Origin of the sequence: Mycobacterium sp. IS-1742, assembly GCF_001500125.1 — a bacterium.
Lineage (GTDB): Bacteria > Actinomycetota > Actinomycetes > Mycobacteriales > Mycobacteriaceae > Mycobacterium.
This window is the reverse complement of record NZ_LQIV01000008.1, coordinates 15,981-42,141: the sequence shown is the minus strand read 5'-3', so window position 1 is coordinate 42,141 and position 26,161 is coordinate 15,981. Positions and strand designations below refer to the sequence as shown.

General features: G+C 70.0%; 24 protein-coding genes. 14 read left to right on the top strand and 10 right to left on the bottom strand.

The features are described from left to right. Positions 1-53 precede the first annotated feature (53 nt). The 5 genes from AU196_RS06605 (at position 54) to AU196_RS06585 (ending at position 6,806) form a co-directional block, all read left to right on the top strand. Positions 54-2,633 (top strand): bifunctional FO biosynthesis protein CofGH, encoded by a 2,580-nt coding sequence (locus tag AU196_RS06605; RefSeq protein ID WP_059094303.1) that lies wholly within the window; start codon positions 54-56, stop codon positions 2,631-2,633. A gap of 99 nt (positions 2,634-2,732) precedes the next feature. After that, positions 2,733-3,299, top strand: coding sequence for a YceI family protein (locus tag AU196_RS06600; protein WP_059094302.1), 567 nt, complete (start codon positions 2,733-2,735; stop codon positions 3,297-3,299). A gap of 265 nt (positions 3,300-3,564) precedes the next feature. Beyond that, complete coding sequence (gene fdxA / locus AU196_RS06595; RefSeq protein ID WP_059094301.1) at positions 3,565-3,888, top strand: ferredoxin; 324 nt, start codon at positions 3,565-3,567, stop codon at positions 3,886-3,888. A 55-nt stretch (positions 3,889-3,943) separates the two neighbouring features. Then, positions 3,944-5,029: a succinyldiaminopimelate transaminase gene (gene dapC, locus AU196_RS06590; protein ID WP_082695637.1), complete on the top strand. Its 1,086-nt coding sequence runs from the start codon at positions 3,944-3,946 to the stop codon at positions 5,027-5,029. A 31-nt stretch (positions 5,030-5,060) separates the two neighbouring features. Then, positions 5,061-6,806 carry an acyl-CoA dehydrogenase family protein gene (locus AU196_RS06585; RefSeq protein ID WP_059094300.1) on the top strand — a complete coding sequence of 582 codons (1,746 nt, stop codon included), beginning with the start codon at positions 5,061-5,063 and terminating at the stop codon, positions 6,804-6,806. Here AU196_RS06585 and AU196_RS06580 read toward each other — a convergent pair. Continuing rightward, complete coding sequence (locus tag AU196_RS06580) at positions 6,707-8,362, bottom strand: PucR family transcriptional regulator (RefSeq protein WP_059094299.1); 1,656 nt, start codon at positions 8,360-8,362, stop codon at positions 6,707-6,709. The two genes, AU196_RS06585 and AU196_RS06580, sit on opposite strands and share 100 nt — an antisense overlap. An 83-nt stretch (positions 8,363-8,445) precedes the next feature. Between AU196_RS06580 and pruA the strand changes: the two genes are divergently transcribed. Both pruA and AU196_RS06570 read left to right on the top strand, forming a co-directional pair. Beyond that, positions 8,446-10,074 carry an L-glutamate gamma-semialdehyde dehydrogenase gene (gene pruA, locus AU196_RS06575; protein WP_059094298.1) on the top strand — a complete coding sequence of 543 codons (1,629 nt, stop codon included), beginning with the start codon at positions 8,446-8,448 and terminating at the stop codon, positions 10,072-10,074. Between the two features lie 3 nt (positions 10,075-10,077). Next, entirely contained in the window at positions 10,078-11,034 is a 957-nt protein-coding gene (locus AU196_RS06570) for a proline dehydrogenase family protein (protein ID WP_059094297.1), read from the top strand. An 89-nt stretch (positions 11,035-11,123) separates the two neighbouring features. On the opposite strand, the gene AU196_RS06565 is transcribed toward AU196_RS06570, so the two are convergent. The 4 genes from AU196_RS06565 to AU196_RS06550 form a co-directional block, all read right to left on the bottom strand. Then, the gene (locus AU196_RS06565) at positions 11,124-11,648 is read right to left on the bottom strand and encodes an Rv2253 family sensor-like surface protein (protein ID WP_059094296.1); all 525 of its coding nucleotides are present in this window, start codon (positions 11,646-11,648) and stop codon (positions 11,124-11,126) included. A 115-nt stretch (positions 11,649-11,763) separates the two neighbouring features. Next, positions 11,764-12,156 (bottom strand): YybH family protein, encoded by a 393-nt coding sequence (locus AU196_RS06560; protein ID WP_059094295.1) that lies wholly within the window; start codon positions 12,154-12,156, stop codon positions 11,764-11,766. 43 nt (positions 12,157-12,199) lie between these two features. Further along, entirely contained in the window at positions 12,200-13,834 is a 1,635-nt protein-coding gene (locus tag AU196_RS06555; RefSeq protein WP_059094294.1) for an HNH endonuclease signature motif containing protein, read from the bottom strand. A gap of 85 nt (positions 13,835-13,919) precedes the next feature. Further along, positions 13,920-14,465, bottom strand: coding sequence for an NUDIX domain-containing protein (locus tag AU196_RS06550; RefSeq protein WP_059094293.1), 546 nt, complete (start codon positions 14,463-14,465; stop codon positions 13,920-13,922). Between the two features lie 41 nt (positions 14,466-14,506). On the opposite strand from AU196_RS06550, the gene AU196_RS06545 reads away from it, so the two are divergent. Further along, on the top strand, positions 14,507-15,910 hold the full coding sequence (locus tag AU196_RS06545; RefSeq protein ID WP_059094292.1) for an acyl-CoA synthetase: 1,404 nt from the start codon (positions 14,507-14,509) through the stop codon (positions 15,908-15,910). Then, entirely contained in the window at positions 15,901-16,248 is a 348-nt protein-coding gene (locus AU196_RS06540; RefSeq protein WP_059094291.1) for a VOC family protein, read from the top strand. The genes AU196_RS06545 and AU196_RS06540 overlap by 10 nt, the downstream gene beginning before the upstream one ends. A gap of 7 nt (positions 16,249-16,255) precedes the next feature. On the opposite strand, the gene AU196_RS06535 is transcribed toward AU196_RS06540, so the two are convergent. Together AU196_RS06535 and AU196_RS06530 are read right to left on the bottom strand one after the other, a co-directional pair. Continuing rightward, the gene (locus AU196_RS06535; protein ID WP_059094290.1) at positions 16,256-16,654 is read right to left on the bottom strand and encodes a DUF302 domain-containing protein; all 399 of its coding nucleotides are present in this window, start codon (positions 16,652-16,654) and stop codon (positions 16,256-16,258) included. Positions 16,655-16,690: 36 nt separating this feature from the next. Continuing rightward, positions 16,691-16,960 (bottom strand): metal-sensitive transcriptional regulator, encoded by a 270-nt coding sequence (locus tag AU196_RS06530; RefSeq protein WP_059094289.1) that lies wholly within the window; start codon positions 16,958-16,960, stop codon positions 16,691-16,693. A 171-nt stretch (positions 16,961-17,131) separates the two neighbouring features. On the opposite strand from AU196_RS06530, the gene AU196_RS06525 reads away from it, so the two are divergent. Both AU196_RS06525 and AU196_RS06520 read left to right on the top strand, forming a co-directional pair. Beyond that, on the top strand, positions 17,132-17,905 hold the full coding sequence (locus AU196_RS06525; protein WP_059094288.1) for a sulfite exporter TauE/SafE family protein: 774 nt from the start codon (positions 17,132-17,134) through the stop codon (positions 17,903-17,905). A 13-nt stretch (positions 17,906-17,918) separates the two neighbouring features. After that, positions 17,919-19,280: an MBL fold metallo-hydrolase gene (locus AU196_RS06520; RefSeq protein WP_059094287.1), complete on the top strand. Its 1,362-nt coding sequence runs from the start codon at positions 17,919-17,921 to the stop codon at positions 19,278-19,280. Here the strand turns inward: AU196_RS06520 and dapD are convergent. After that, positions 19,255-20,229: a 2,3,4,5-tetrahydropyridine-2,6-dicarboxylate N-succinyltransferase gene (gene dapD / locus AU196_RS06515; RefSeq protein ID WP_197415720.1), complete on the bottom strand. Its 975-nt coding sequence runs from the start codon at positions 20,227-20,229 to the stop codon at positions 19,255-19,257. The two genes, AU196_RS06520 and dapD, sit on opposite strands and share 26 nt — an antisense overlap. On the opposite strand from dapD, the gene dapE reads away from it, so the two are divergent. Together dapE and AU196_RS06505 are read left to right on the top strand one after the other, a co-directional pair. Beyond that, a complete protein-coding gene (gene dapE, locus AU196_RS06510) occupies positions 20,228-21,328 on the top strand; it encodes a succinyl-diaminopimelate desuccinylase (RefSeq protein WP_059094285.1) in 1,101 nt (366 codons plus the stop codon). The genes dapD and dapE overlap by 2 nt on opposite strands. 98 nt (positions 21,329-21,426) lie before the next feature. Then, a complete protein-coding gene (locus AU196_RS06505) occupies positions 21,427-23,040 on the top strand; it encodes an ABC-F family ATP-binding cassette domain-containing protein (RefSeq protein WP_059094284.1) in 1,614 nt (537 codons plus the stop codon). Positions 23,041-23,043: 3 nt separating this feature from the next. On the opposite strand, the gene AU196_RS06500 is transcribed toward AU196_RS06505, so the two are convergent. Then, positions 23,044-23,397, bottom strand: a complete 354-nt coding sequence (locus tag AU196_RS06500; RefSeq protein WP_231737410.1) for an ESX-1 secretion-associated protein — start codon at positions 23,395-23,397, stop codon at positions 23,044-23,046. Positions 23,398-23,406: 9 nt separating this feature from the next. Beyond that, positions 23,407-25,515 (bottom strand): ATP-binding protein, encoded by a 2,109-nt coding sequence (locus tag AU196_RS06495; RefSeq protein WP_059094283.1) that lies wholly within the window; start codon positions 25,513-25,515, stop codon positions 23,407-23,409. A 26-nt stretch (positions 25,516-25,541) separates the two neighbouring features. Between AU196_RS06495 and log the strand changes: the two genes are divergently transcribed. After that, positions 25,542-26,108, top strand: a complete 567-nt coding sequence (log, locus tag AU196_RS06490; RefSeq protein ID WP_059094282.1) for a cytokinin riboside 5'-monophosphate phosphoribohydrolase — start codon at positions 25,542-25,544, stop codon at positions 26,106-26,108. The last annotated feature ends 53 nt before the right edge of the window (positions 26,109-26,161 follow it).

The following is a 26,161-nucleotide window of genomic DNA, read 5'->3' as shown; positions in this document are numbered from 1 at the left end:
TCCACGATGTGAGACACGCGGATGAAAGTTGCCACCGCCGGGGTTACAGGGGAGTGGCCCTGAACCCCCAGCACGGCGCTGATCTACCGAGCCCGGCGGTCCCGCCGCAGTCCGCAGTGCCCAGCTCCGCCGCGATGAGGCGCGTACTGCGCCGGGCTCGCGACGGCGTCGCGCTCAACGTCGACGAGGCCGCGATCGCGACGACGGCGCGCGGCGATGATCTGGCCGACCTCTGCGCCAGCGCCGCCCGCGTGCGCGATGCGGGGTTGACCTCCGCCGGTCGTCTCGGGCCGAACGGACGGTTGCCGGTCACGTACTCCCGCAAGGTCTTCATCCCCGTCACCCACCTGTGCCGCGACACTTGCCACTATTGCACGTTCGTCACCGTGCCCGGACGGCTGCGGGCCCAGGGGATGGGCATGTACATGGAGCCCGATGAGATCCTCGACGTCGCTCGTCGTGGTGCCGAAATGGGTTGCAAAGAGGCGCTTTTCACGCTCGGTGACCGTCCCGAGGCGCGCTGGGACGAAGCGCGTCGGTGGTTGGACGAACGCGGTTACGATTCGACGCTCGACTACGTCCGCGCCATGGCCATCCGGGTGTTGGAGGAGACGGGTCTGCTCCCGCACCTCAACCCGGGGGTGATGAGCTGGTCGGAGCTCTCCCGGCTCAAACCCGTTGCGCCGTCGATGGGAATGATGCTCGAGACCACCTCCCGGCGACTCTTCGAGACCAAGGGGCTGGCGCACCACGGCAGCCCGGACAAGGATCCGGCCGTCCGGCTGCGCACCCTCGACGACGCCGGGCGGCTGTCCATCCCGTTCACCACGGGCCTGCTCGTCGGGATCGGCGAAACGCTCGCCGAACGCGCCGAGACCATGCATGCGATACGCAAGTCGCACAAGGAGTTCGGTCACGTCCAGGAAGTGATCGTGCAGAACTTCCGGGCCAAGGATCACACGGCGATGGCGTCGTCGCCCGACGCCGGTATCGACGACTTCCTGGCGACGGTGGCGACCACCCGACTCGTGCTCGGTCCGAAGGTGCGGGTGCAGGCGCCGCCGAACCTGGTCTCGCGCGACGAATGCCTGGCCCTGATCGCCGCCGGAGTCGACGACTGGGGTGGCGTTTCACCGCTCACCCCCGACCACGTCAACCCCGAACGGCCGTGGCCCGCTCTCGACGAGTTGGCGGACGTGACCGCCGAGGCGGGGTACGACCTGGTCCAGCGGCTCACCGCGCAGCCGCAGTACGTGCAGGCCGGTGCGGCGTGGATCGATCCGCGGGTGCGCGGCCACGTCGACGCGCTGGCCGATCCGGAGACCGGTCTCGCGCTCGACGTCAATCCCGAAGGCCGCCCGTGGCAGGAGCCGGACGAGGCGCTGCAGTCGCTGGGGCGGATCGACCTGCACGAGGCGATCGACAGCGAGGGTCGGCGCACCGACACCCGCAGCGACCTCGGCAGCGCCTTCGGCGACTGGGAGTCGATCCGCGAGAAGGTCCACGAACTGGCGGCGCGGGCACCCGAGCGGGTGGACACCGACGTGCTGGCGGCCCTGCGCGCCGCGGAGCGCGACCCCGCGTCGCTGTCCGACGACGCGTACCTGGCGCTGGCCACCGCGGACGGTCCGGCCCTCGATGCCGTTGCCGCGCTTGCGGATTCGCTGCGCCGCGACACGGTGGGCGACGACGTGACGTTCGTCGTCAACCGCAACATCAACTTCACCAACATCTGCTACACCGGCTGCCGGTTCTGCGCGTTCGCGCAACGCAAGGGCGATGCGGACGCCTACTCGCTGTCGACCGACGAGGTCGCCGACCGCGCCTGGGAGGCCCACGTCGCCGGGGCGACGGAAGTGTGCATGCAGGGCGGTATCGATCCCGAACTGCCGGTGACCGGATACGCCGATCTGGTGCGTGCGGTCAAGGCGCGGGTGCCGTCGATGCACGTCCACGCCTTCTCGCCGATGGAGATCGCCAACGGCGTGACGAAGAGCGGGCTGTCGGTGCGGGAGTGGCTGATCGCGCTGCGCGAAGCCGGGTTGGACACCATCCCGGGGACCGCCGCCGAGATCCTCGACGACGAGGTGCGCTGGGTGCTGACCAAGGGCAAGCTGCCGACGTCGATGTGGATCGACGTGGTGACCACCGCCCACGAGGTGGGGCTGCGGTCGAGTTCGACGATGATGTACGGCCATGTCGACCAACCCCGGCACTGGGTCGGCCATCTGCGGGTCCTCCGGGAGATCCAGGACCGCACGGGTGGGTTCACCGAGTTCGTGCCGCTGCCGTTCGTGCACCAGTCCTCTCCGCTCTACCTGGCCGGCGGCGCCCGCCCCGGCCCGACGCACCGCGACAACCGGGCGGTCCACGCGCTCGCACGGATCATGTTGCACGGCAGGATCTCTCACATCCAGACCAGCTGGGTCAAACTCGGTGTCGAACGCACGCAGGTGATGCTGCAGGGCGGCGCCAACGACCTCGGCGGGACGTTGATGGAGGAGACGATCTCGCGGATGGCCGGCTCGGAGAACGGTTCGGCCAAGACGGCCGCCGAACTCGTCGCGATCGCCGAGGGTATCGGCCGTCCGGCACGCCAGCGCACCACCACCTACGCGCCGCTGGCGGCCTGAGGCCTCGTTCGCTCCCGCGTCGGAATAGAACCGGACCATGGTCCGTTTCATCGGGTGGAGCGCCGGATCGGGCTCGGCGCATGAGCGAAGGAGACGCATATGACCGAAGCAATCCACACGACGGATGCCACCACCACCGCGCTGGGCGCAGGCACCTGGGCCATCGACCCGGTGCACTCGACCATCGGCTTTTCTGTCCGCCACCTCATGGTGAGCAAGGTGCGGGGCACCTTCGACGACTTCAGCGGAATCATCACGGTGGGTGAGGACGGCGCCGCGTCGGTGACCGCCGAGATCGCCGTGGCCTCGGTGAACACCCGCAACGACCAGCGCGACGCCCACCTGCGCGCGGCCGACTTCTTCGACGTGGAGAACCACCCCGTCGCCACCTTCACCTCGACCGGTGTGCGCGCCGACGGCGACGGCTACGCGCTCGACGGTGAACTCACGATCAAGGGCCGCACCAGGCCGGTCACCCTGGCTCTGGAGTTCAGCGGCACCAACCCGGGCATGGGGCAGGGCGAGGTCGCGGGATTCGACGCGTCCGTCGTGCTCAACCGCAAGGATTTCGGCATCGACATCGACATGCCGCTGGAGACCGGCGGCGCGGTCGTCGGCGACAAGGTCACCGTGACCCTCGAGATCGAGGCCCTCAAACAGGCCTGACGACCCCCTCCGAACGCCACGGTGACGCGCAGTGTGCGGCACCGTGGCGTCCTCGTTGTCCCAGCGCACGATTGCTTACGCGCATCAGGTGTGGCGGTTGGCGGTTTTGTATGTGCGACGTTTAGTATCAGTAACCACGCGCAATCCTGGTCGGGAGGGCGCGTGGAAAGTTAGGGCAGGCTGAGACAACCGTCCAGGTGCCGGATGGGCATACTTCCGGGGCAGCCCACTGGACAGTTGGACCGAGGAACACCTAGGAGAACCGGTGACGTACGTCATTGCCGAACCCTGTGTCGACGTGAAGGACAAGGCATGCATCGAGGAGTGCCCAGTCGACTGCATCTATGAGGGCGCACGCATGCTGTACATCCACCCCGACGAGTGCGTCGACTGTGGAGCCTGCGAACCGGTGTGCCCGGTGGAGGCGATCTATTACGAGGACGACGTCCCGGATCAGTGGAGCGCCTACACCCAGCACAACGCGGACTTCTTCGCCGAGCTCGGTTCTCCCGGCGGTGCGTCCAAGGTCGGCCAGACCGACAACGATCCGCAGGCCGTGAAGGACCTGCCGCCGCAGGGCGAGGACTGACACGCCTCCCCATGAGCCCGTCCCCGAGGTAGCCCGCCGGGCGGTCTCCTCGACGCTGCCCGAGTTCCCCTGGGACACGCTGGCGGCGGCTGGTGCGCTGGCCCGCTCACATCCCGGCGGCATCGTGGACCTGTCGGTCGGCACGCCCGTGGACGAGGTGGCGCCGGTGATCCGGGAGGCCCTCGCCGCGGCCGGCGGCGCACCCGGGTATCCGACGACGGCGGGCACACCCGCGTTGCGGGCGTCGGCGAAGGCCGCGCTCGAACGCCGCTACGGCATCACCGGCCTCGCGGACGACGCGGTGCTGCCCGTGATCGGCACCAAGGAACTCATCGCCTGGCTGCCCACGCTGCTCGGCGCGCGGTCCGACGATCTGGTGGTGGTGCCGGAACTCGCCTACCCGACCTACGACGTCGGCGCGCGGCTGGCCGGGGCCCAGGTCATCCGGGCCGATTCGCTCACCCAGCTGGGCCCCCGGACCCCGGTGCTGGTCTTCTTGAACTCCCCGAGCAACCCGACGGGCCGGGTGCTCGGCGTCGACCACCTCCGCAAGGTCGTCGGCTGGGCCCGCGACCGCGGGGTGCTCGTCGCCTCCGACGAGTGCTATCTCGGCCTCGGCTGGGATGCCGCACCGGTTTCCGTGCTGCACCCCTCGGTCTGCGACGGCGACCACAGCGGTCTGCTGGCGGTGCACTCGCTGTCGAAGACCTCGTCGCTGGCCGGTTACCGCGCCGGCTTCGTCGCCGGGGACCCGGCGGTGGTCGCCGAACTGCTGGCGGTGCGCAAGCACGCCGGGATGATGGTGCCGACACCCGTGCAGGCGGCGATGGTGGCCGCTCTCGACGACGATGCACACGAACTCGTGCAGCGGGAGCGCTACGCCCGCCGCCGCGACGTACTGTTGCCCGCGCTGACGGCCGCCGGGTACACCGTCGACCACTCCGAGGCGGGGCTGTACCTGTGGGCCACCCGCGGTGAGGAGTGCCGGGCGACCGTCGACCGGCTCGCGCGGCTCGGGATCCTCGCCGCACCGGGCGAGTTCTACGGGCCCCGCGGCACCCGGCACGTGCGGCTGGCGTTGACCGCCACCGACGAGCGCATCGCCGCCGCCGCCGAACGGCTTTCGGCGAACCCGGCTTAGCCCGCCGCCGCGCGTAATACCGTCGCTGACGATGAGCGACTCGTTCCACACTCAGGAGAAAGCCGACCGCTACCGCACGGACCGCTTCGGCGGGGCCGTCGGCCTGAACTGGTACACGACCGACCCCACGCTGCAGTTCACGCTCGCCTACTACGTCCCGCCGGAGCACCTGGCGGTCGCGGAAACCCATCTGACGCGCATCGGCGAGCTGATGGGCGGCGCGGTCGCCCGGTGGGCCGAGGAGACCGACCGCAACCCGCCGCGGCTGGAGCGCTACGACCGCTGGGGTCACGACGTGGGCCGTGTCGTCATGCCGCCGTCGTTCACCGAGGCCAAGCGGGCGGTGCTGGACGCCCAGGAGGCGCTTCGCGACGGGGTGCGCGCCGCGGGTGGCCGCTCGTCGATCCCGATGTTCGCCGCCAACTACCTGCTCGACCAGGCCGACATCGGGATGGGCTGCGCGCTCGGCACCGGTGGTGGGATGGTGCAGGCGCTGGTGGCCGCGTACGCCCCGGCCGACGTGCGCGAGCACGTGCTCGCGAAGTTCGAGTCCGGCGAGTGGGCGGGGGAGACGGCCCAGATGCTCACCGAGCGCACCGGGGGCTCGGACCTCGGCGCACTCGAGACGACGGCCACCCGACGCGGTGACGCCTGGGCGCTCAACGGGTTCAAGTGGTTCGCGTCGAACTGCGACGGCGAGGCGTTCGTGGTGTTGGCCAAACCGGAGGGCGCGCCGGACTCGGGGCGCGGGGTCGCCTCGTTCCTCGTCCTGCGCACCCGGCGCGACGGCTCCCGCAACGGGGTGCGGATCCGGCGGCTGAAGAACAAGCTCGGCACTCGCTCGGTGGCCTCCGGCGAGGTGGAGTTCGTCGACGCCGAGGCGTTCCTGCTCTCGGGTGAGCCCAGCACCGAGGCCGGGCCGTCCGACGGCAAAGGGCTGGGCCGGATGATGGAGCTCACCAACGCCGCGCGTCTCGGCATCGCGCTGTTCGCCCTGGGCAACGCCCGACGGGCGCTGGTCGAGTCGCTGACCTATGCGCGCCACCGGCACGCCTTCGGCTCCGCACTGATCGACAAACCGCTGGTGCGGCGCAAGCTCGCCGAGCTGATCGTCGACGTCGAGGCCGCGCAGGCGATGGTCTTCGACGGCACCGGACTGGCCAACCACCGTCAGCCGCGGCGCGTCCGGCAGCGCATCGCGGTGCCCGTCACGAAGCTCAAGGTGTGCCGGCTCGGCATCACCGCCGCATCGGACGCGATCGAGATGCACGGCGGCAACGGCTACATCGAGGACTGGCCGGTCGCCCGGCTGCTACGCGATGCGCAGGTCAACACCATCTGGGAGGGTCCCGACAACATCCTGTGCCTCGACGTGGCACGCGGCATCCGGCGTGCTCAGGCGCACGAAGCGCTGCTGGGCCGGGTGCGCGATGCGGTCTCGGTGTCCGACGACGAACCGACCACACACCTGGTGTCCCAGCGTGTCGACGACCTCGACGCCGCGATCACGGCGTGGACGAAGCTCGACGGCGCCGTCGCCGAGGCGCGGCTGTTCCCGCTGGCGCAGTTCATGGCCGACGTGTACGCCGGTGCCCTGTTGACCGAACAGGCCGCGTGGGAGCGCGCCGAACGCGGCGGTGAGCGAAAGGCGTTGGTGGCGAGGCTGTATGCGCGCCGCTACCTGGAGGATCGCGGTCCGCTGCGCGGTATCGACGACGACGGTGACGAGGCGCTGGAGCGCTTCGACGAACTGGTCGGCGGCGCGTTCACCGGCTGATCGCCCTCGGTGGCGCGCAACCCCAGCGCGAGCACCAGCCGGTCGTCGGGGTCGTCCAGCGAGGCGCCGAGCAGCGTCTCGATGCGGCGCACCCGGTAACGAATCGTGTTCGGGTGCACGTGCATTCGGCCGGCCACCGCCGCGATGTCGCCGAACCCGTCGAGGTAGGCGTGCAGTGTCTCGGCGAGCAGCGGTTCCCGCTCGCGCAGGGTCCGCACCCGCGGGTCGACGAGCCCCGGCCGGCCGGCGACGTGCGCGACGATCTCGTCGAGCAGCACCGTCGCCCGGGCGTCGGCCAGCGACGTGATCTGCCCGATGGCGCCGGGATGCCGTGCCGCGCTGTCGAACACCCGGTCGATCTCCGCGCGCGCCCCCGCCACGTCGGCGAGCCCCGGAAGCGGTGCGGCGATCACCGCGTGCAGCGTCATCCCCGCCTCGCGGCGCAGCACTCCGACCACGCCGCGCACCCACGACGTCACCGACGGCGCCCCGATCCCGGGGAGCAGCACGTACACCCGGTCACCGGCCGACGCGACCTGGGCGTCGGTGCGAAAGGCCGTGGCGCTCAGGGCGATGACGTCGGCCGGGGCTGGGCTGAACCCGATGAGCGCGGCGCGGCCGCCGCCGTCGACGCCCAGTTCGCGGGCGATGGCGGCGATGTCGGCGTCGGCGTCGTCGGACAGTCCGAGCAGTTCCCGAACCCGCAGGGTGTGGGTGGACGGGGTGGCCGCCATCCTGCCGAGCACCCGCGCCGCCAGCACCGCCCCACCCCGCAGCACCTCTTCGGCGTCGTCGGCGAACGGCGCCGAACCCTGCTGCAGCCAGATCGTGCCGGCGAACGTGGGCGTGCGCCTGGCGCCCGGCGGCAGGTGGATGCCGACCGCCATGCGCGGTCGCAACCCGAGCTCGGGCCGTTCGGCCACCCGCACCACGTCGCGACCGGCTCGCAGCGCATCGAAGATGCCCCACTGTCCGATCCACGCCAGGTGCTCGGGTGGGCCCGCCCGGCCCAGGATCGACAAGCGGCGCAGCTCGTCGGCCTCCTCGCTGGACGCCGAGTACGCGAGCACATGCGACTGGGCGTCCTCGATGCTGACCATGCCGCGGGCACGGTCGGCTATCGACTGCGCCAGGCCGAACAGGTCGGTGCCGCCGGGCAGCGGCGGGTCGTCGTGGTCGCCGCGATGGTCGAAGAACTGGTTGACGAGTCGGTAGAGCCGTTCCCACCGGGCGTGCGGGTCGACGGCCACCACCGCCGCGCCGCGCGCGATCGCGCGCTTCACCAGTTCGGGCGCCGGATCCTTGACGAAGACGGCGACCGGGGGCCGCGGCTGCGCGGCGAGCCAGCGCACCGCGGCATCGGCCGGGACGCCGAGCAGGAAGAACAGGTCGGCGTTGCCTGCGGAGGGGGCGACGCCGAGCCGGACGTCGTCGGCATCGACGAGTGCGACCGAGGCCACCGGCAGGTCGAGGCCGCGAGGCGCTTGCTGCAGCGTCACCATGGTGCGGTCCAACGCCAGCAGCAACTCGCCGAGCCGGATGCGGGCGCCGCGCATATTGTCCGATCGTAATGACAGGCAGCCGGTTATTTGGCTGATCGGCTAAGTGACGCAGGTCTCGTCTCGGGGATTCTTGACCCATGGACGCGATCACCGAGGTACCCATGCCGGCCAACGAGCCGGTTCACGACTACGCCCCCGGATCGGGTGAACGTACCCGCCTCACCGACGCCCTGTCCCAGGTGGCGTCGGCGCCCCTCGACCTGCCGCACGTCATCGGCGGCCACCACCGCATGGGCGACGGCGAGCGCATCGATGTGGTGCAGCCCCACCGGCACGCCGCGCGGCTGGGCACGCTGACCAACGCCTCGCACGACGACGCCAGGGCGGCCGTCGACGCCGCGCTGGCCGCGAAGGCCGAGTGGGAGGCGACGCCGTTCGACGAGCGCGCGGCGGTGTTCCTGCGCGCGGCCGACCTGCTGGCGGGTCCCTGGCGGGAGAAGCTGGTCGCGGCGACGATGCTCGGGCAGTCGAAGTCGGCCTACCAGGCGGAGATCGACGCCTCGTGCGAGCTGATCGACTTCTGGCGGTTCAACGTCGCCTTCGCCCGCGGCATCCTCACCCAGCAGCCAGTGAGCAGCCGCGGGGTGTGGAACCGCACCGACTACCGTCCGCTCGAGGGTTTCGTGTACGCGATCACCCCGTTCAACTTCACCGCGATCGCCGGCAACCTGCCGACCGCGCCGGCGCTGATGGGCAACACCGTCGTCTGGAAGCCGTCGCCGACGCAGACCTTCGCCGCGTACCTGACGATGCAGCTCCTCGAAGCCGCGGGTCTGCCAGACGGTGTGATCAACATGGTGACCGGCGACGGCAAGGCGGTGTCGGACGTGGTGCTGGCCGATCCACGGCTCGCGGGCATCCACTTCACCGGGTCGACGGCCACCTTCCAGCATCTATGGCGTGAGGTCGGCGCCAACATCGAGCGCTACAACGGCTATCCGCGGCTGGTGGGGGAGACCGGCGGAAAGGATTTCGTCGTCGCCCACCCGAGCGCGCGACCGGATGTGCTGCGCACGGCGCTGATCCGCGGCGCCTTCGACTACCAGGGGCAGAAGTGCTCGGCGGCGTCGCGGGCCTTCATCCCGCGGTCGGTGTGGCAGCGGATGGGCGACGACTTCCTCGGCGCCACAGAGGCGGTGCGCTACGGCGACGTGACCGACCTGTCGAACTTCGGCGGCGCGCTGATCGATGCGCGGTCGTTCGCCAAGAACGTCGCGGCGATCGAGCGGGCGAAGAGCGCGCCCTCGGTGACGGTCGCGGCGGGCGGCGAATACGACGACAGCGACGGCTATTTCGTGAGGCCGACGGTGCTGCTCTCCGACGACCCGTCCGACGAGTCGTTCAGCACCGAGTACTTCGGGCCGATCCTGTCGGTGCACGTCTATCCCGACGGCGACTACGAGCGCATTCTCGGTGTCGTCGACACCGGGGCGAAATACGCGTTGACCGGAGCGGTGATCGCCGATGACCGCAGCGCCGTGCTCGCCGCGCAACACCGGCTGCGGCACACCGCGGGCAACTTCTACGTCAACGACAAACCGACGGGTGCGGTGGTGGGGCAACAGCCCTTCGGCGGGTCGCGCGCGTCCGGCACCAACGACAAGGCCGGGTCGGCGCTGAACCTGCTGCGGTGGACGTCGGCGCGCTCACTCAAGGAGAACTTCGTCCCGCCGACCGACCACGACTATCCCCACATGGGGGTGTGAGCGATGGGGGCCTTCCAGCGCCTCGCGCGCCCGGTGATCCTCGCCGCCGCCCGCTCGGACTCATTGCGTCACACGGCCGAACGGCTGCCCGTCACGCGGGGCGTGGTGCACCGGTTCGTGCCGGGGGAGAGCGTCGACGAGGCGTTGCGTTCGGTTGCCACGCTGCGTGATTCGGGTCGTGTGGTCAGCGTCGACTACCTCGGCGAGGACGTGACCGATGTCGACACCGCCAACGCGACGGTGGAGGCGTACATCAAACTGCTCGACGCGCTGGGCCGTCGCGACGAACCGGCCGGTGGCGCGCGGCCGCTGGAGGTGTCGCTGAAACTGTCCGCGTTGGGACAGGCGCTGCCACGGGACGGGGAGAAGATCGCGTTGGAGAACGCACACACGATCTGTACGCATGCCCGACGCGTCGGTGTGTGGGTCACCGTCGACGCCGAGGACCACACCACCACCGACTCGACACTGTCGATCGTGCGAGACCTGCGGGCCGAGTTCGACTGGCTGGGCACGGTGCTGCAGGCGTACCTGCGCCGCACGCAGGCCGACTGTGCGGAGTTCGCCGCGTCGGGGGCGCGAATCCGGTTGTGCAAGGGGGCCTATGACGAACCCGCGTCGGTGGCGTTCCGCGACGCGGACGCGGTCACCGATTCGTATCTGCGCTGCCTCGAGACGCTGATGGCGGGGAGCGGGTATCCGATGGTGGCGTCGCACGATCCGGCGATCATCGACGCGGTGCCCGCGTTGGCCGCCGCGCACGGCCGGAAATCCGGCGATTTCGAGTATCAGATGCTGTACGGCATCCGCGACCCGGAACAGCAACGGCTCGCCGATACAGGAAACGTTGTTCGCGTGTACGTTCCGTTCGGAACGCAGTGGTATGGCTACTTCGTGCGGAGGCTCGCCGAGCGGCCGGCCAACATGGCGTTCTTCCTGCGGGCGCTGGCGGGCCGCTGATGTGTCTGTAATGATCATGATCGGCGCCGTGTCTGGCCGTGCCCACCTTGGGTTCGGGGGAACGCGGTGAGTCGGTCACACGGGCGCCGTCACCACACGGGGAACGCGGCGACCGACATGGTGACATTGCCGCTGCAGGGTCCGCCGAGGATGTCGGTGCGCCAACTGCCTTCGAGTGAACCGTCGCGTTGCGGAACGTAGTAGACGAAGCTGCGCGCCGGCGCCCACACCTTCGGAGCCCCGTCGCCCATGAAGCAATCCCACTGCCAGTCATAGGACTGGGTCCAGCGGGCGCCGTCCCAGGTGTAGCGCAGCGGTTGCGGGACGGTGGGGTTCGATGAGCGTGGACCACTGGTCACGGTGGCGATGCAGACGCCGCTGGAGCAGTCCGTCTTGAAGACGTACTGACCGGTGAAGTCGGCCTCGGGCTGTTGAGCCGCCGGACTGGTGCCGGCCTTCTGCGAGGCGTAGCTCACGACGGAGAACCTGCCCGTCCAGATCTGACCGACGGGTGCGGCGGAGGCGGTGTCCACGGGGCGGATGAGCATTCCGACCATAGCGACCAATACGACCGTGGCGGTCAACAAGGCCACTAACGCTCGACGGGTAGCCATCGCCTTCCTCGCACTCTTCAGGACACTTCTCATGCCGGAAGCGCCAGCGTAGCAGTGCAATTGGGCCGGACTCGCGCCGTTATGCGAACTTGTCGATCTTGTTACCGCAAACCGGTCACAGCGTGCAAAAAGAGTGGTGCTCGTGGGTGACCAGCCACCGGCCGTCGCGTCGGCGCAGGCCGATGGTCATCCGCAGACGGGTGTCGGGAGCGGTGTCACGGGTCTCCTGGGTGCCGCACCAGAGCAGGGCATGGGCGAAGGCCACGTCGGCGCCCGCGGTGACGGTCAGTTCGAGGAGTTCGAACCGGCCGCCGCTGCGGAGGAATTCGAAGAACGGCGGCCAGCTGTCGCGGTAGGCGTCGAGCCCTCTCAGACCGGTGTGGGGCGGGGGGACATCGAACATCACGATGTCGGGATCGTGGTCGGCCAGCACACCGTCGAGGTCGCATGCGGCGACGGCGTCGACCCACCGGGTGATCAGTTCGCGGATGGTCGCTTCGTTGCTCATGCCGATATGGACCCGGCGGCCGGGTATAAGTCATCGCCGCGTTTCAGAAGGGTGGGGGTTTGGTGCGTTCGGTGACCAGGTTGTCGTTGAGTCGGCGTTCTTCGTCGATGCGCCGGGCGCGGTCCTGTGCGCGGGTGCGGCGGCGTTTGGGCATCATGAGACCGCGGTCGGTGTCGGTGGCTTCCGCGTGCCGCGGCGGTGCCGGCGCGGTCGGTGCGCACAGGGTGGGGAACAGCAGGGCGCTGCCGGGTTGGGTGGTGTAGGTCTGCCCGGTGGGCGACGTCCACACAATAGTGCCGTCGGCGAACTGCTGGTCTCGCCAACCGTTTTCACCGACCCAGAAGGTCTTCAGCAAGTGGTGTTTTCGGCACAGGCATCGCAGGTTGGAGGCGCAGGTCGGGCCGGCCGGGTAGGGCACGGCATGGTCGACGTCACAGCCGTAGGCGGGCCGGTCGCAGCCGGGGAAGCGGCAGGTCAGATCGCGGCATCGCACGAAGTCCTGCAGGGCGGTCGAGGGCCGGTGGTGTGGTTCGGGCGGGGCGTCGCCGGGGTGGTTGAGTCGGCGGATGCGGGCCCGCTCGAGCAGGGTGGGCAGTGCGGTGGGGGTGAGCACACCGCCACCGAACAGGTACCCCACCGCGGGGGTGGGTTGCGGAGCCGTGGCGGCGGGGGTATCTACGCGATGGTCGCAGGGTTCGGGCTCGTCGATCACCGTGGGCTCGGGCTTCGTCGCCGAGGGGGCGGGCTTGCACTCGGCCGGTGCGCCTTCGGACTTCGGCTCTTCGGCAGGAGCCTGATCGTCACCCGAATCGGTCTCCTGCGCACCGGAGTCTGCCGCCTGTTGCGCTTGGGCGAGGGCTTCTTCGGTGGTGACGACGTGGACGACGATGTTGGGCGTCAGCCCGTCGCCGGTTCTGGCGGAGCAGTCGGGGTTGTCGCATTCACACCGAAGAGTGATGCCGGCTTGCAGGGCGGCGAAGGCGTCGTGCAGGCGTTCCTTGAAGGGCCGGGGGTCGCCGTCACAGACCGAGCGGGCCATCAGCGTGACACGTTCTTTGAGCGCCACACCGTCGGCGGTGTACACGCGCGCGTTGACGGTCATGAACCCGGGCGCGTCGAACATGGCGCCGAAGTCCAGGGTGCGGGTCTGGGTGGTGGGTTCCTGGCGCCGCAGGGCGCCGGGGTCGTGGATCTCGATCAGGGCGTCGATGGCTTCTTCGGTTTTGGCCTGGGATTTGGCTCCCCAGGTGAGGATCTGTTCGGCCAGGGCGGCGTCGATGCTGGCCATCGCATCGGGGTCGGTGACCAGATAGGTGCGAAAGCAGATGGCGCGGATCAGCAGGTCGGTGATCAGGCCGGCTTCGAAGAGCGCGGCGACTTGGGGGAAGCGGTTGGCCAGCATCACGCCGCGTTGGGTTTGACTCCGAGCCAGACCCTCGGTGATGTTGTGCGCCCCGGCCAGATCGTTCAACACCGAGGTTTCCGGGTCGATGAACCAGTTCTCGCGTTCGTCGGGGTCCTCGATATTGGTGCGACGATGGAAGATCTCGGCCATCGCGGCCAACTTGCGGGCCGCGGCCGCCGATTCGACCCTCGCCCAACCGGCCGAGGCCGCCACCAACTCCGCGTCACTGCACGCGGCGAACTCGGCGATCCCGGGCAACGAACCATCGAACATGTCTTCGATTCAAGCAGACAGGTCCGACACTTCCGGACCCGAAAACCGCACTCCTGTGGATAGATTCGGGCCTGGGGACAACTCCTCAGCGCGGCAGGCGTTCCCGGAGCAGCAGCATCCCGTAGGCCGCGATGCTCTGTGCATCGGTGATCTCCCCGTCGGCGACCATCCGCTCGAACTCACCACGCGTGAACCACGCGCTGCGCATGTCCTGCTCCTCGTGCTCGCGGTCGTGGTCCCCCTCGGTCAGGTCGGTGGCGAGAAACACCCAGCCGCGCTGACTGCTCATCCCGGGCGCCACGTCGAGCAGACCCAGCTGCGTGATGTTCGCGGCGCGCAGCCCCGTCTCCTCGCGCAGCTCCCGCTCGGCCAGGGCGTGCGGGTCCATGTCGACCCGCCCCGGGGCGGTGCCCTGCGGGAACTCCCACCGGCGCAACCCGAGCGGGTACCGGAACTGCTCCACCAGCTTGAGGCGGTCACCGTCACAGGCGATCACCAACGCGTAGTGGGGCTTGTCGACGACGGCGTAGATCCCGTCACTGCCATCCGGGCGCCTGATGGCGTCCTCGCGCAACGTCAGCCAGTCGTTCCGGTACACCTCACGCGACAACATCTGCCGGATCGAATCCACGGGCCCAGTATCGCCCAGCCGGGACGAGTAGCCTCGTCGGCGTGTTGCTGACCTCGCTGAACCCCGCCGCGGTGGCCGGCGGCGCCGACATCGCCGACGCGGTCACCATCGGGGAGGCCGTGTTGAGCCGAAGCGATCTCGTCGGGGCCGCCACGTCGGTCGCCGAGCGCGTCGGCGGCGCTCACCGGGTCGCGGTGCTGGCCACACCGACCCCGGCGACCGTGCTGGCGATCACCGGCTGCCTGATCGCGGGCGTTCCCGTCGTCCCGGTTCCCGCTGACGTGGGCGCCGCCGAACGCCGTCACATCCTCGCCGACTCCGGTGCGCAGGCCTGGCTCGGGGAGAAGCCGGATGACACCGACCTCCCGCACATCCCCGTTCGACTGCACGCACGGTCCTGGCACCGCTATGCCGAACCCCATCCCGACAACGCCGCACTGATCATCTACACCTCCGGCACGACGGGCCCGCCGAAGGGCGTCGTCATCAGCCGCCGCGCGATCGCCGCCGACCTCGACGCGCTCGCCGAGGCCTGGCGATGGACCGCCGAGGACACCCTCGTTCACGGTCTGCCGCTCTACCACGTGCACGGCCTGGTATTGGGACTCCTCGGCTCGCTGCGCATCGGAAACCGGTTCGTCCACACCGGCAAGCCGACTCCCGAGGCCTACGCGCAGGCGCGGGGCACGCTCTACTTCGGGGTGCCGACGGTGTGGTCCCGCATCGCCGCCGACGAGAACTCCGCGCGCGCACTGAGTTCCGCGCGGCTGCTGGTGTCGGGTAGTGCACCGTTACCTGTCCCGGTGTTCGGCCGGGTCGCCGCCCTGACCGGCCACGAGGTGGTCGAGCGCTACGGCAGCACCGAATCGCTGATCACCCTCAGCACCCGCGTGGACGGGGAGCGCCGCCCCGGCTGGGTGGGCCTCCCGCTGACCAGTGTGCAGACCCGTCTGGTCGGCGACGACGGCACACCGGTGCCCCACGACGGCGAAACCATTGCACGGCTTGAGGTTCGGGGACCGATGCTGTTCGACGGGTATCTGAACCGGCCGGATGCGACGGCGGACGTGCTCGATGCGGACGGGTGGTACCGCACCGGTGATGTCGCGGTCGTCGACGCGGACGGTATGCACCGCATCGTCGGGCGTGAGTCGGTGGACCTGATCAAGACGGGCGGCTTCCGCGTCGGGGCGGGGGAGATCGAGACCGTACTGCTGGGCCACGACGGCGTCCGCGAGGCTGCGGTGGTCGGGGTGCCCGATGACGACCTCGGCCAGCGCATCGTCGCATTCGTCGTCGGTGACGCGACGCCGGCCGCGCTGATCGATCACGTGGCCGAACAACTTTCGGTGCACAAACGCCCCCGCGAGGTGCGCCTCGTCGACAGCCTGCCCCGCAATGCGATGGGCAAAGTGCTCAAAAAGGAGCTGATGCAATGGGTCTGACGTTCACCGATCTGTGTGTCGACGCCGCCGACATCCACGCGCTGGGCGGCTGGTGGGCCGAGGTGCTCGGCTACACCCAGGAGGTCACCGATGACGGTGACGTGATCCTGAGGCCGCCCAACGGCGCCGGCCCGAACATCCTGTTCCTCGCCGTGCCCGACGACAAGGTGGTCAAGAACCGCCTGCACATCGACCTCACACCCGACGACCAGCAGGCCGAGGTGGACCGGCTGATCCGGCTCGGTGCCCGCCGGGTCGACATCGGTCAGGGTGACCAGAGTTGGGTCGTGCTGGCCGATCCGGAGGGCAACGAGTTCTGCGTCCTCTCGGGCGAATAGCGCGCCGTCAGGCGGCGAGCGCGTCGATGGCGGCCTGCAGCCGGGTGGTGACCTCTTCGGCGATCGGTTGCAGCTGTGGTTCCCCGCTGACGTCCACCAGCAACTGCGGGTTCATCGCCTCCACCAGCGTGGTCTGCGGATCGTCGGGATCGCTGCGCACCACCACGTTGCACGGCAGCAGCAGGCCGATCTGGCGGTCCACGCCGATCGCGCGGTGGGCCAGCGGGGGATTGCAGGCGCCGAGGATCAGGTAGTTCTCCATGTCCTCGTCGAGTTTGTTCTTCAGCGTCGACTTGACGTCGATCTCGGTGAGGACGCCGAAACCCTGTTCGGACAATGCCTCACGCGTACGCGCGACGGCGTCGTCGAAGGTGGTCTTGAGGCTGGTGGACAGTGCGATGCTCATCGTGACTCCTTTGTCGATACGTCAGGCCGATGCGGATCAAGCGAGGGCGAGAAACAGTTTCTCGAGTTCGGCGACCGTCATCGGGTCCCTTGAATCGGCCCCTTCGCCTGCAACGCATTCCCGCAATCCGGTGGCCACAATCTTGAATCCGGCACGGTCGAGTGCGCGTGACACCGCGGCCAGCTGAGTCACGACATCTTTGCACTCGCGCCCCTGCTCGATCATCGAGATGACGCCGCCGAGTTGGCCCTGGGCCCGGCGGAGCCGGTTGAGAACCGCGTCGATGGCTTCCTGGTCGCCGACCATGGCTGTTCCTTTCGTTCACCTACGACGAGCATACCCGTCCGGGTATCTTCGTGCGACGGTCAAATACTTGACAAGCGTACCCGCGGGGGTATTGTTACAGGCGCAATATACCCCACAGGGTATTGACCACGACGGCCGCGACGCCCCGATCGGGACAACAGAGGGGGTTGTATGGCGCTGGCGACAGGTTTGGGCCTCGGTGCGCTGATCGGCGTGCTGCTCGGGCTGTTGGGCGGTGGAGGCTCGATCCTCGCCGTCCCCGCGCTCGTCTACGGGATGGGACTCGGCATCGAGCAGGCCATTCCCATCTCGCTGATCGTCGTCGCCGCCGCCTCCGTCGTCGGGGTACTGCCGAAGATTCGTGCCGGACAGGTGCGATGGCGGCTCGCCGGCATCTTCGCGGCGGCCGGTGTCCCGGCGACCGTCGCGGGCAGCGCGATCGGCAGGCACCTACCCCAGTCGGTGCTGCTGATCGGGTTCGCGGTGGTGATGGTGGTCGCCGGTATCCGCCTGCTCACCGACCAGGAGAACACCGGCACCGCATGCGAAGTCCGGGGCGGGCGGGTGAACTGGCGGCGCTGCGCACCCCGGTCGATCGGCGCCGGGCTGCTCGTCGGACTGCTGACCGGCCTCTTCGGCGTCGGCGGCGGGTTCCTCATCATCCCGGCGCTGGTGATGGTGCTCGGCGTCGAGATGGCCACCGCCATCGGCACGTCGCTGCTCATCATCACCGCCAACTCCGTGGCCGGCGTGCTCTCGCACCTCGACGCCGTCACCGTCGACTGGACGGTGACCGGGGTGTTCGTCGCCGCTGCGATGGCGGCGTCGCTGGTGGCCGGACATCTGGGCACCAACATCGACACCGCCCGGCTGCAACGGTGGTTCGCCTACCTCGTGTTCGCCGTCGCCGCGTACGTACTCGTCGACACCATTCTTCTACGCTGACAGAAGGGATCCCATGGACGTCTCCATCATCGAAACCTCAGGCCTCGGTGACCGCAGCTATCTGATCAGCGACGGTGGCACCGCCGTCGTGATCGATCCGCAGCGCGACATCGACCGCGTGCTCGCCGTCGCGGCCGAACGCCGCGCACGCATCACGCACGTGCTGGAAACCCACCTGCACAACGACTACGTGACCGGCGGACTGGAACTCTCGCGCACCGTCGGCGCCGAATACGTGGTGCCCGCCGGCGACGACGTCGGCTACACCCGTCGGGCCGTCACCGACGGGGACGTCGTCGACGCCGGGCCGATGCGACTCGAGGTGCTGCACACCCCGGGCCACACCCACCACCACGTGAGCTATGTGCTGCGCGACGGCTCCGGCGCGGTCCACGGTGTCTTCACCGGCGGCTCGATGCTGTTCGGGACCACCGGACGCACCGATCTGGTCGCGGCCGACGACACCGAGGAGCTCACGCACGCGCAGTACCACTCGGTGCGCAAACTCGCCGACCGCCTGCCCGGCGACACCCGCGTCTACCCGACCCACGGATTCGGCAGTTTCTGTTCGGCCACACCGGCTTCCGGTGACGCGTCAACCATCGCCGAACAGCGGCAGGCCAACCCGGCGCTGACCCAGGACGAACAGAGCTTCGTCGACGAACTGCTCGCCGGATTGGCGGCCTACCCCGCCTACTACGCACATATGGGCGTCATCAACCGCGAGGGCCCGGAACCGGTGGACCTCACCCCGCCCGCACCCGTCGACCCCGCCGAGCTACGCCGCCGCATCGAGGCCGGCGAATGGGTGGTCGACCTGCGCACCCGCACCGCGTTCGCCGCGGGACACCTGCGGGGAACCCTGGGCTTCGAGCTGTCCGGATCCTTCGTCAGCTACTTCGGCTGGCTCTACGAGTGGGGCGCCCCGGTCACGCTGATCGGGGAGTCGCCGGACCAGATCGCCGACGCCAAGCGGGAACTGGTGCGCATCGGGGTGGACCGGCTCACCGGTTCGGCCGCCGGCGACATCGGCGAACTGCGCGACGGGACCCCGCTCGCCGGCTATCCGGTGTCCGACTTCGCCGGTCTGGCAACACAACTGGAGGACAACGGGGTGGCCGTCCTCGACGTGCGGCAGAGCAACGAGTACGACGACGGCCACATCACCGGAGCCGTCAACGTCCCACTGCACGAACTTCCACAGCGGCTCGACGAGGTGCCGGCGGGCACGGTGTGGGTGCACTGCGCGTCGGGCTACCGGTCGTCGATCGCGGCGTCGTTGCTCGACCGTGCCGGCCGCGACGTCGTCCTGATCGACGACGACTTCGACAACGCCAAGGGGTTGCCGCTCAGTTGGCGTGCAGCGCCTCGTTGAGCGTGATGCCGGTGCCGTCGCGCTTGACCACCTCGACGGCGCCGGACACGGAGTTGCGCCGGAACAGCAGATTGTTCGCGCCGGAGAGCTCCCGGGCCTTGACCGTCTGCCCGTCCGAGGTCTGCACCTTGGTGCCCGCGGTGACGTAGAGCCCGGCCTCGACCACGCAGTCGTCGCCCAGCGAGATGCCCACCCCGGCGTTCGCCCCCAGCAGGCAGCGCTTGCCGATGGAGATGACCTCCGTGCCGCCGCCGGACAGGGTGCCCATGATCGACGCGCCGCCGCCGACGTCGGATCCGTCGTCGACCACCACACCGGCCGAGATCCGGCCTTCCACCATCGACGAACCCAGCGTGCCCGCGTTGTAGTTCACGAAGCCCTCGTGCATCACCGTCGTCCCCGGCGCGAGGTGCGCACCCAGCCGCACCCGGTCGGCGTCGGCGACGCGCACACCCGTCGGGGCCACGTAGTCGACCATCCGCGGGAACTTGTCGATGCCGAACACGGTCACGGTGCCCCGCCGACGCAGCCGGGCGCGAATGGTCTCGAAGCCCTCGACCGCACAGGGTCCGTAGTTGGTCCACACCACGTTGGCCAGCACGCCGAAGATGCCGTCCATGTTCGCGCCGCGCGGCTGGATCAGACGGTGCGACAGCAGGTGCAACCGCAGATAGGCGTCGTACCCGTCGGCGGGTTTGTCCTCCAGCGAGGAGATGACGGTGCGCACGGCGACGATGTCGACGTCGCGGTCCTCGTCCCGGCCGGTGAGCTCACCGAGTTCGGCCGGAACCTCGGCGACCGACATCCGGACAGTGCCGGATTCCCCGAGATCGGCACCCAGTTCGGGCGCCGGGTACCAGGTGTCGAGGACGGTTCCGTCGGCGGCGATGGTGGCCAGGCCGATTCCTGCAGCTGAAGTCACGGGGCTAGAGATTACCGTTGACGCCATGGGCACCTCACAGGCTCTTCGCGCAAGCGGCTCATCGCTCGATCTCCGTGGTGACCCCGTCGACCTCACCGCCGCACTGGTCGACATCCCCAGCGAGTCACGCCACGAGCAGCGCATCGCCGACGAGATCGAGGCTGCGCTGCGCGCGCAGACCGAGGGCTTCGAGATCATCCGCAACGGTGACGCGGTGCTGGCCCGCACCAACCGCGGCCTCGCCTCCCGCGTCCTGCTGGCCGGGCACATCGACACCGTGCCCGCCGCGGACAACCTCCCCAGCCGCCTGGTGGGCGACGAACTCCACGGCTGCGGCACCTCCGACATGAAGTCCGGCGACGCCGTGTTCCTGCATCTGGCCGCGACCGTGACCCGGCCCGCCCACGACATCACGCTGGTGATGTACGACTGCGAGGAGATCGAGGCGTCGGCCAACGGACTCGGCCGCATCGAACGCGAACTGCCCGACTGGCTGCAGGCCGATGTCGCGATCCTCGGCGAACCGTCCGGCGGCTTCATCGAGGCCGGTTGCCAGGGCACCCTGCGAGTCGTGGTGCGCACCACCGGGACGCGGGCGCATTCGGCGCGATCATGGCTGGGCGACAACGCGATTCACAAACTCGCCCCGGTCCTCGACCGGCTGGCGGCCTATCGGGCGCGCAGCGTCGACATCGACGGCTGCGTCTACCGCGAGGGGCTCTCCGCGGTCCGGATCGACGGCGGCATCGCCGGCAACGTGATCCCCGACGCCGCGTCGGTCACCGTCAACTTCCGGTTCGCCCCCGACCGCACGGTCGAGCAGGCGCTGACCCATGTGCACGAGGTGCTCGACGGTCTGGACATCACCGTCGAGCAGACCGACGCGGCGCCCGGTGCGCTCCCGGGGCTGTCGAGGCCGGCCGCAGCGGCCCTGGTCGAGGCCGCCGGCGGGCAGGCGCGGGCGAAGTACGGGTGGACCGACGTGGCGCGGTTCGCGGCGCTGGGTATCCCGGCCGTCAACTACGGACCGGGCGATCCGAACCTCGCCCACCGCGCGGACGAGCGCGTCGAGGTCGGGCAGATCACCGCGACCACCGAGGTGCTGCGGCGCTACTTATCCGCTTGACGCGTCCACTTACCCTGGAACACATGTGGGGAGACGACGACATCTCCGGGTGACCGGAAGCCGATCGTCCGTACTCGTACCGTCCCGAAAGTCCCCCCATGTCATCGATCGTCTGTTCCGGTCTGTCGTTCGCCTGGCCCGACGACACCGTCGTGTTCACCGACGTGTCCACCACCTTCGTCACCGGCCGCACCGGGTTGGTCGCACCGAACGGCGCGGGCAAGTCCACGCTGCTGCGGCTGATCGCGGGGGAGTTGCAGCCGACCTCCGGCACGGTGTCGGTGGCCGGTGCGCTGGGTCACCTCCCGCAGACCCTGCCGCTGACGGCCGACCTCACCGTCGCCGACGTGCTCGGTGTCGCCCCGGTGATCGCGGCACTGAACGCGCTGGCCGCCGGTGACGCCGGCGACGCCGTGTTCACCGCGATCGGCGACGACTGGGACATCGAAGAACGCGCCCGCGCCCAACTCGACCGCCTGGGCCTCGGACACGTCGGTCTGGACCGGCGCCTCGGAACGCTGTCCGGGGGCGAGATCGTCTCGCTCGGCCTGGCGGCACAACTGCTCGAGCGGCCCGACGTCCTGCTGCTCGACGAGCCGACAAACAACCTCGACGCCGCGGCCAGGCGTTCGCTGTACGCCGCGCTCGACGAGTTCGGCGGCACCCTGCTGCTGGTCAGCCACGACAGGGTGCTGCTGGATCGGATGGACCGGATCGCCGAGCTGAGCCGGGGCGAGATCGTCTTCTACGGCGGCAATTTCACGGCCTACCGGGAGGCGGTGGCGCTCGAGCAGCGGGCGGCCGAAAGCGACCTGCGCAACGCCGAACAACAGCTCAAACGCGAGAAGCGCCAGATGCAGGAGGCCCGCGAACGCGCGGCGCGGCGTGCGAACACCGCGGCCCGCAACCTGGCCGACGCCGGTCTGCCGAAGATCCTCGCGGGAGCGAGGAAGCGCCGAGCCCAGGAGTCCGCGGGCAAGGCCGACGACGTCCACGCCAGGCGGGTGGGGGACGCGCGAGCGCGGGTCGACGACGCCGAACGTTCCCTGCGGGACGACGATGCGATCGTGCTGGACCTTCCCGGTACCGAGGTGCCCGCGGGTCGCAACCTGTTCACCGGCCGGGGGCTGTGTGTTCGCCGCGGCGACCGGAATCTGTTCGCGGGCAACGGGATCGATCTGTCGATCCGCGGCCCGGAACGCATCGCGCTGACGGGTCCGAACGGCGCGGGCAAATCCACGCTGCTGCGGATCGTCGCCGGGGCCCTCGAACCCGAGGCGGGTGCCGTGCAACGGGCCGACGGACGCACCGCCTACATCTCGCAGCGGCTGGACCTGCTCGACGACGACCTGTCAGTGGCCGGTAACCTGGCCCGCTTCGCCCCCGACATGACCGTGACCAGAAGCCGACATCTGTTGGCGCAGTTCCTTTTCCGCGGCGACCGTATACACCTGCCGGTGTCGGCGCTCTCGGGTGGGGAGCGGCTGCGGGCGACGCTGGCCTGTGTGCTCTACGGCGAACCCGCGCCGCAGCTGCTGCTGCTCGACGAACCGACCAACAACCTCGACCTGGTGAGCGTCGGTCAGCTCGAATCGGCGCTCGACGCCTACCGGGGGGCGTTCGTGGTGGTCAGCCACGACGAGCGGTTTCTGGCCGAGATCGGTGTGAACCGGTGGCTGCGCCTGGCCGACGGGGCGCTCGCCGAGGTGTGAGGGTCAGACCTGCTGCGTCGGGGGCGGAGTGGAGGGTTCGCGCTGGTCGTCCATCGCCGCTTTGAGCTTGCCCGCCGAACGCTCGTCGCCCTTGTCGTAGGCGGTGGCGGCCTTGCGGAGCAACTCGGCGATTTTGTCACCGCTGTCGGCGGTGGTCTGCAGCGTGCCCCGCCGCGCCGCGAGCAGGGTGCCCAGCGCGTTCTGCACCGCGAAGGCGATCTGCCCGTGGGACGCCTCGACGCTCGCGACCGTCGGGGCACCACCGATGAGCCGGGAGACGCCCGCGGCGATCTCGGCGTGTTTCTCGGAGAACTGGCGCAGACCATCGGTCTGCACGAACAACGGCCGACCGGTCATGGAGCCAGTTTAAGGGTGGGTGCCAGGACCGGTCGGCGGCAGTTTGCCGGTGCGCACGGCGTCGGCCTGGCGCGCGGCGTCGGACGCGGCGCCCTGCAGACCCATCCCGGCGAACGCCGCGGCCGCCTCGTCCAGGGCGGCCGGGTCCGACGCCGTGACGGCCCTGGCGTGCAGGAGGGCGACCCGCCCGAACTCGCAATCGAGGCCGAGGCGGGCCATGTGGTCGGCGGCGCGGGCATCACCGAGGCGCACCGCGATGTGCAACGCCCGCAGTGCGACCGCCAGCTGACCGCCCCGCTCGGCGGTGCGCGCCGCGTCGCGGGCCGCCGCGACCGCTGCGTGGTTGTCGCGCCGTGCCGACATCGTCCATGCCCGGCCGAGGCCGAGTTCGGGTGCGAACAGCATCGACTTCAGCCCGTGCCGAGACTCCGCGCGCGCCAACGCCTTACCCGCCTCGACGGCGGCGCCCTGCTCACCCAGCGCCTGTGCGAGCAGCATCCACGCCAACGGACCCCACGAATAGCCCGTCGGTGCGAGCGCCGCGGCCGCCTCCCGCAGCAGCGCCACCGCGCCGTCCACGTCACCGCGGGCGACGAGCACGTCGGCGGTCAAGACCTCACCGATCGCCCGGCCCGGCTGCTGCAGTTCGGCGAATTCGGTGAGCCGGCGGGCCAGGTCGTGTGCGCCGTCCAGGTCACCGGACATCATCAGCGCCGTGGTCTGCCCGAACCCGCTGGTGAACCGCAGCAGTCCGGGATGATGGGCGGCGGCCGCCCGCTCCGCCAGCGCGTCGATCTCGACGAACCGGCCCATCCGCGCACAGCTGAGTGCCGCGGCGGCGGCCGCCCACCCGATCGCGGTGTCGTCGGCGTCGGGGGAGGCCAGCACCTCGGAGGCGATCTCCACCGCCCGCGCCGGGGTGCCCGCGTTCATCGCGAAGGTCGACGACAGCGCGTCGATCGTGGTCCTGGCGGCCGGGCGCCGGACCCGGCCGCGCACAGTGCGCAGGAAGGCCGTCGCGCGTTCGGGTTCCGACAGCATCCAGAACCGGTTCGCCGCGCACGGCAACGCCCAGGCCATCAACTCCGTGTCGGTGAGCGAGGCCTCGTCGACGCCGGCGAGCACTTCGTCGGCGTCGCGTCCGCGCCCCTGCCAACCGAGCGCGTAGCCCAGCGCCAACCGGGCCCTGAGGTCTCCTGATTCCTGCATCGCCGCCCGCGCCAACCGTTCGCTCAACCGGAGGTCGCCGAGCCGCAACGCCTCCTCGGCCGCGGCCGTCAACTCCGCGGCGGGCACCGCGTGGTCGCTGTCGAGTGCCATCGCCGTCACCTGGAGCCGCTCCAGCACACCGCTCGGGCGCGTCGCCGACAGCCGGTCGACCACCTCGGTGCGCAACCGCCGGAGTTCCGGTCCGCCGATCAGATCGCGTACGGCGTCGACGAACAGCGGATGCCCGGCGCGGGCCGCCGCACCGTCGACGGTGACCGCCCCGGCCGCGGTCGCCGCGGCCACGGCGTCGTCACCGGCCAGCGCTCGCAACTGCGCCGCCGGGAGCGGATCGCAGACCGCCAGGTACTCCAGCGCGTGCCGCGCCGGGGCGGGGAGATCGGCGATGAACGACTCGACCTGCGCGGCCACCCGGGCGTCGTCGTGGCCCGGCGGCTGCAGGTCGATGCGGGCCAGCAGACCGTCGTCCCACAGCGCAGCCAACGGCGCGGGCACCGGTCCACCCGCGGCCACCGACACCACCAGCCTCGCGGTGCCGGTCAGGCCGAGCTGATACAGCAGGGTCGCCGACAGCGCGTCGAGCAGATGTGCGTCGTCGACGTACAGCAGCTGATCGCGCAGTCTCTCGCGCGCGGCCCGCACGATCGCCGCGGTCTTCCCGGTCGCCGGGATGTCGATCAGATCGCGGAAGGCGCCGAACGGGATGACGGCGTGGGATGCGGTTCCCGTCACCGCCGGGCCCGCTCCCAGGCGCTGTGCGGCCGCCCGCAGCAACGTCGTCTTACCCACCCCGGCCGGGCCGATGACGACGGCGCCGGAGCGTCGGCGGACGCCCGCCTCGATGGATTCCAGCGCCGGTTCGTGCGGCGCCACCACCCAGTCGACAGGCACCGCCGGATTGTAGGACCGTCTAGGTTGTGCATGTGCCCGATCGACCCGACCGCGCGTGGGCTGTCTGCGTGTACTGCGCCTCCAGTCCGACCGACGAACGGCTACTGGCCCTGGCCGCCCGCGTCGGTGAGGCGATCGCCGATCGCGGGTGGACCCTGGTGTCCGGCGGCGGGAACGTCTCGGCGATGGGCGCCGTCGCACACGCCGCGCGCGCCCACGGCGGCCGAACGGTCGGCGTGATCCCCAAGGCGCTGGTGCACCGCGAGGTGGCCGATGTCGACGCCGACGAGCTCGTCGTCACCGACACGATGCGCGAGCGCAAGCAGGTGATGGAGGACCGCGCCGACGCGTTTCTGTCGCTTCCCGGCGGTATCGGCACACTCGAGGAATTTTTCGAAGCCTGGACTGCGGCGTATTTGGGTATGCATAGCAAGCCGGTGGTGATGCTCGATCCGATCGGTCATTACGACGGTCTGCTGGCCTGGTTGCGCGGTTTGGTCGACAGCGGTTACGTCGCCCGCAGTGCTCTGGACCGGTTGATCGTCGTGGACGACGTCGACAAGGCGATGGAAGCGTGCGCCCCTCGCCCCTGATCGAGCGTGGTTAGGGTGTTGCGCACGCACGACGATCGGAGGGGTTGCACCGT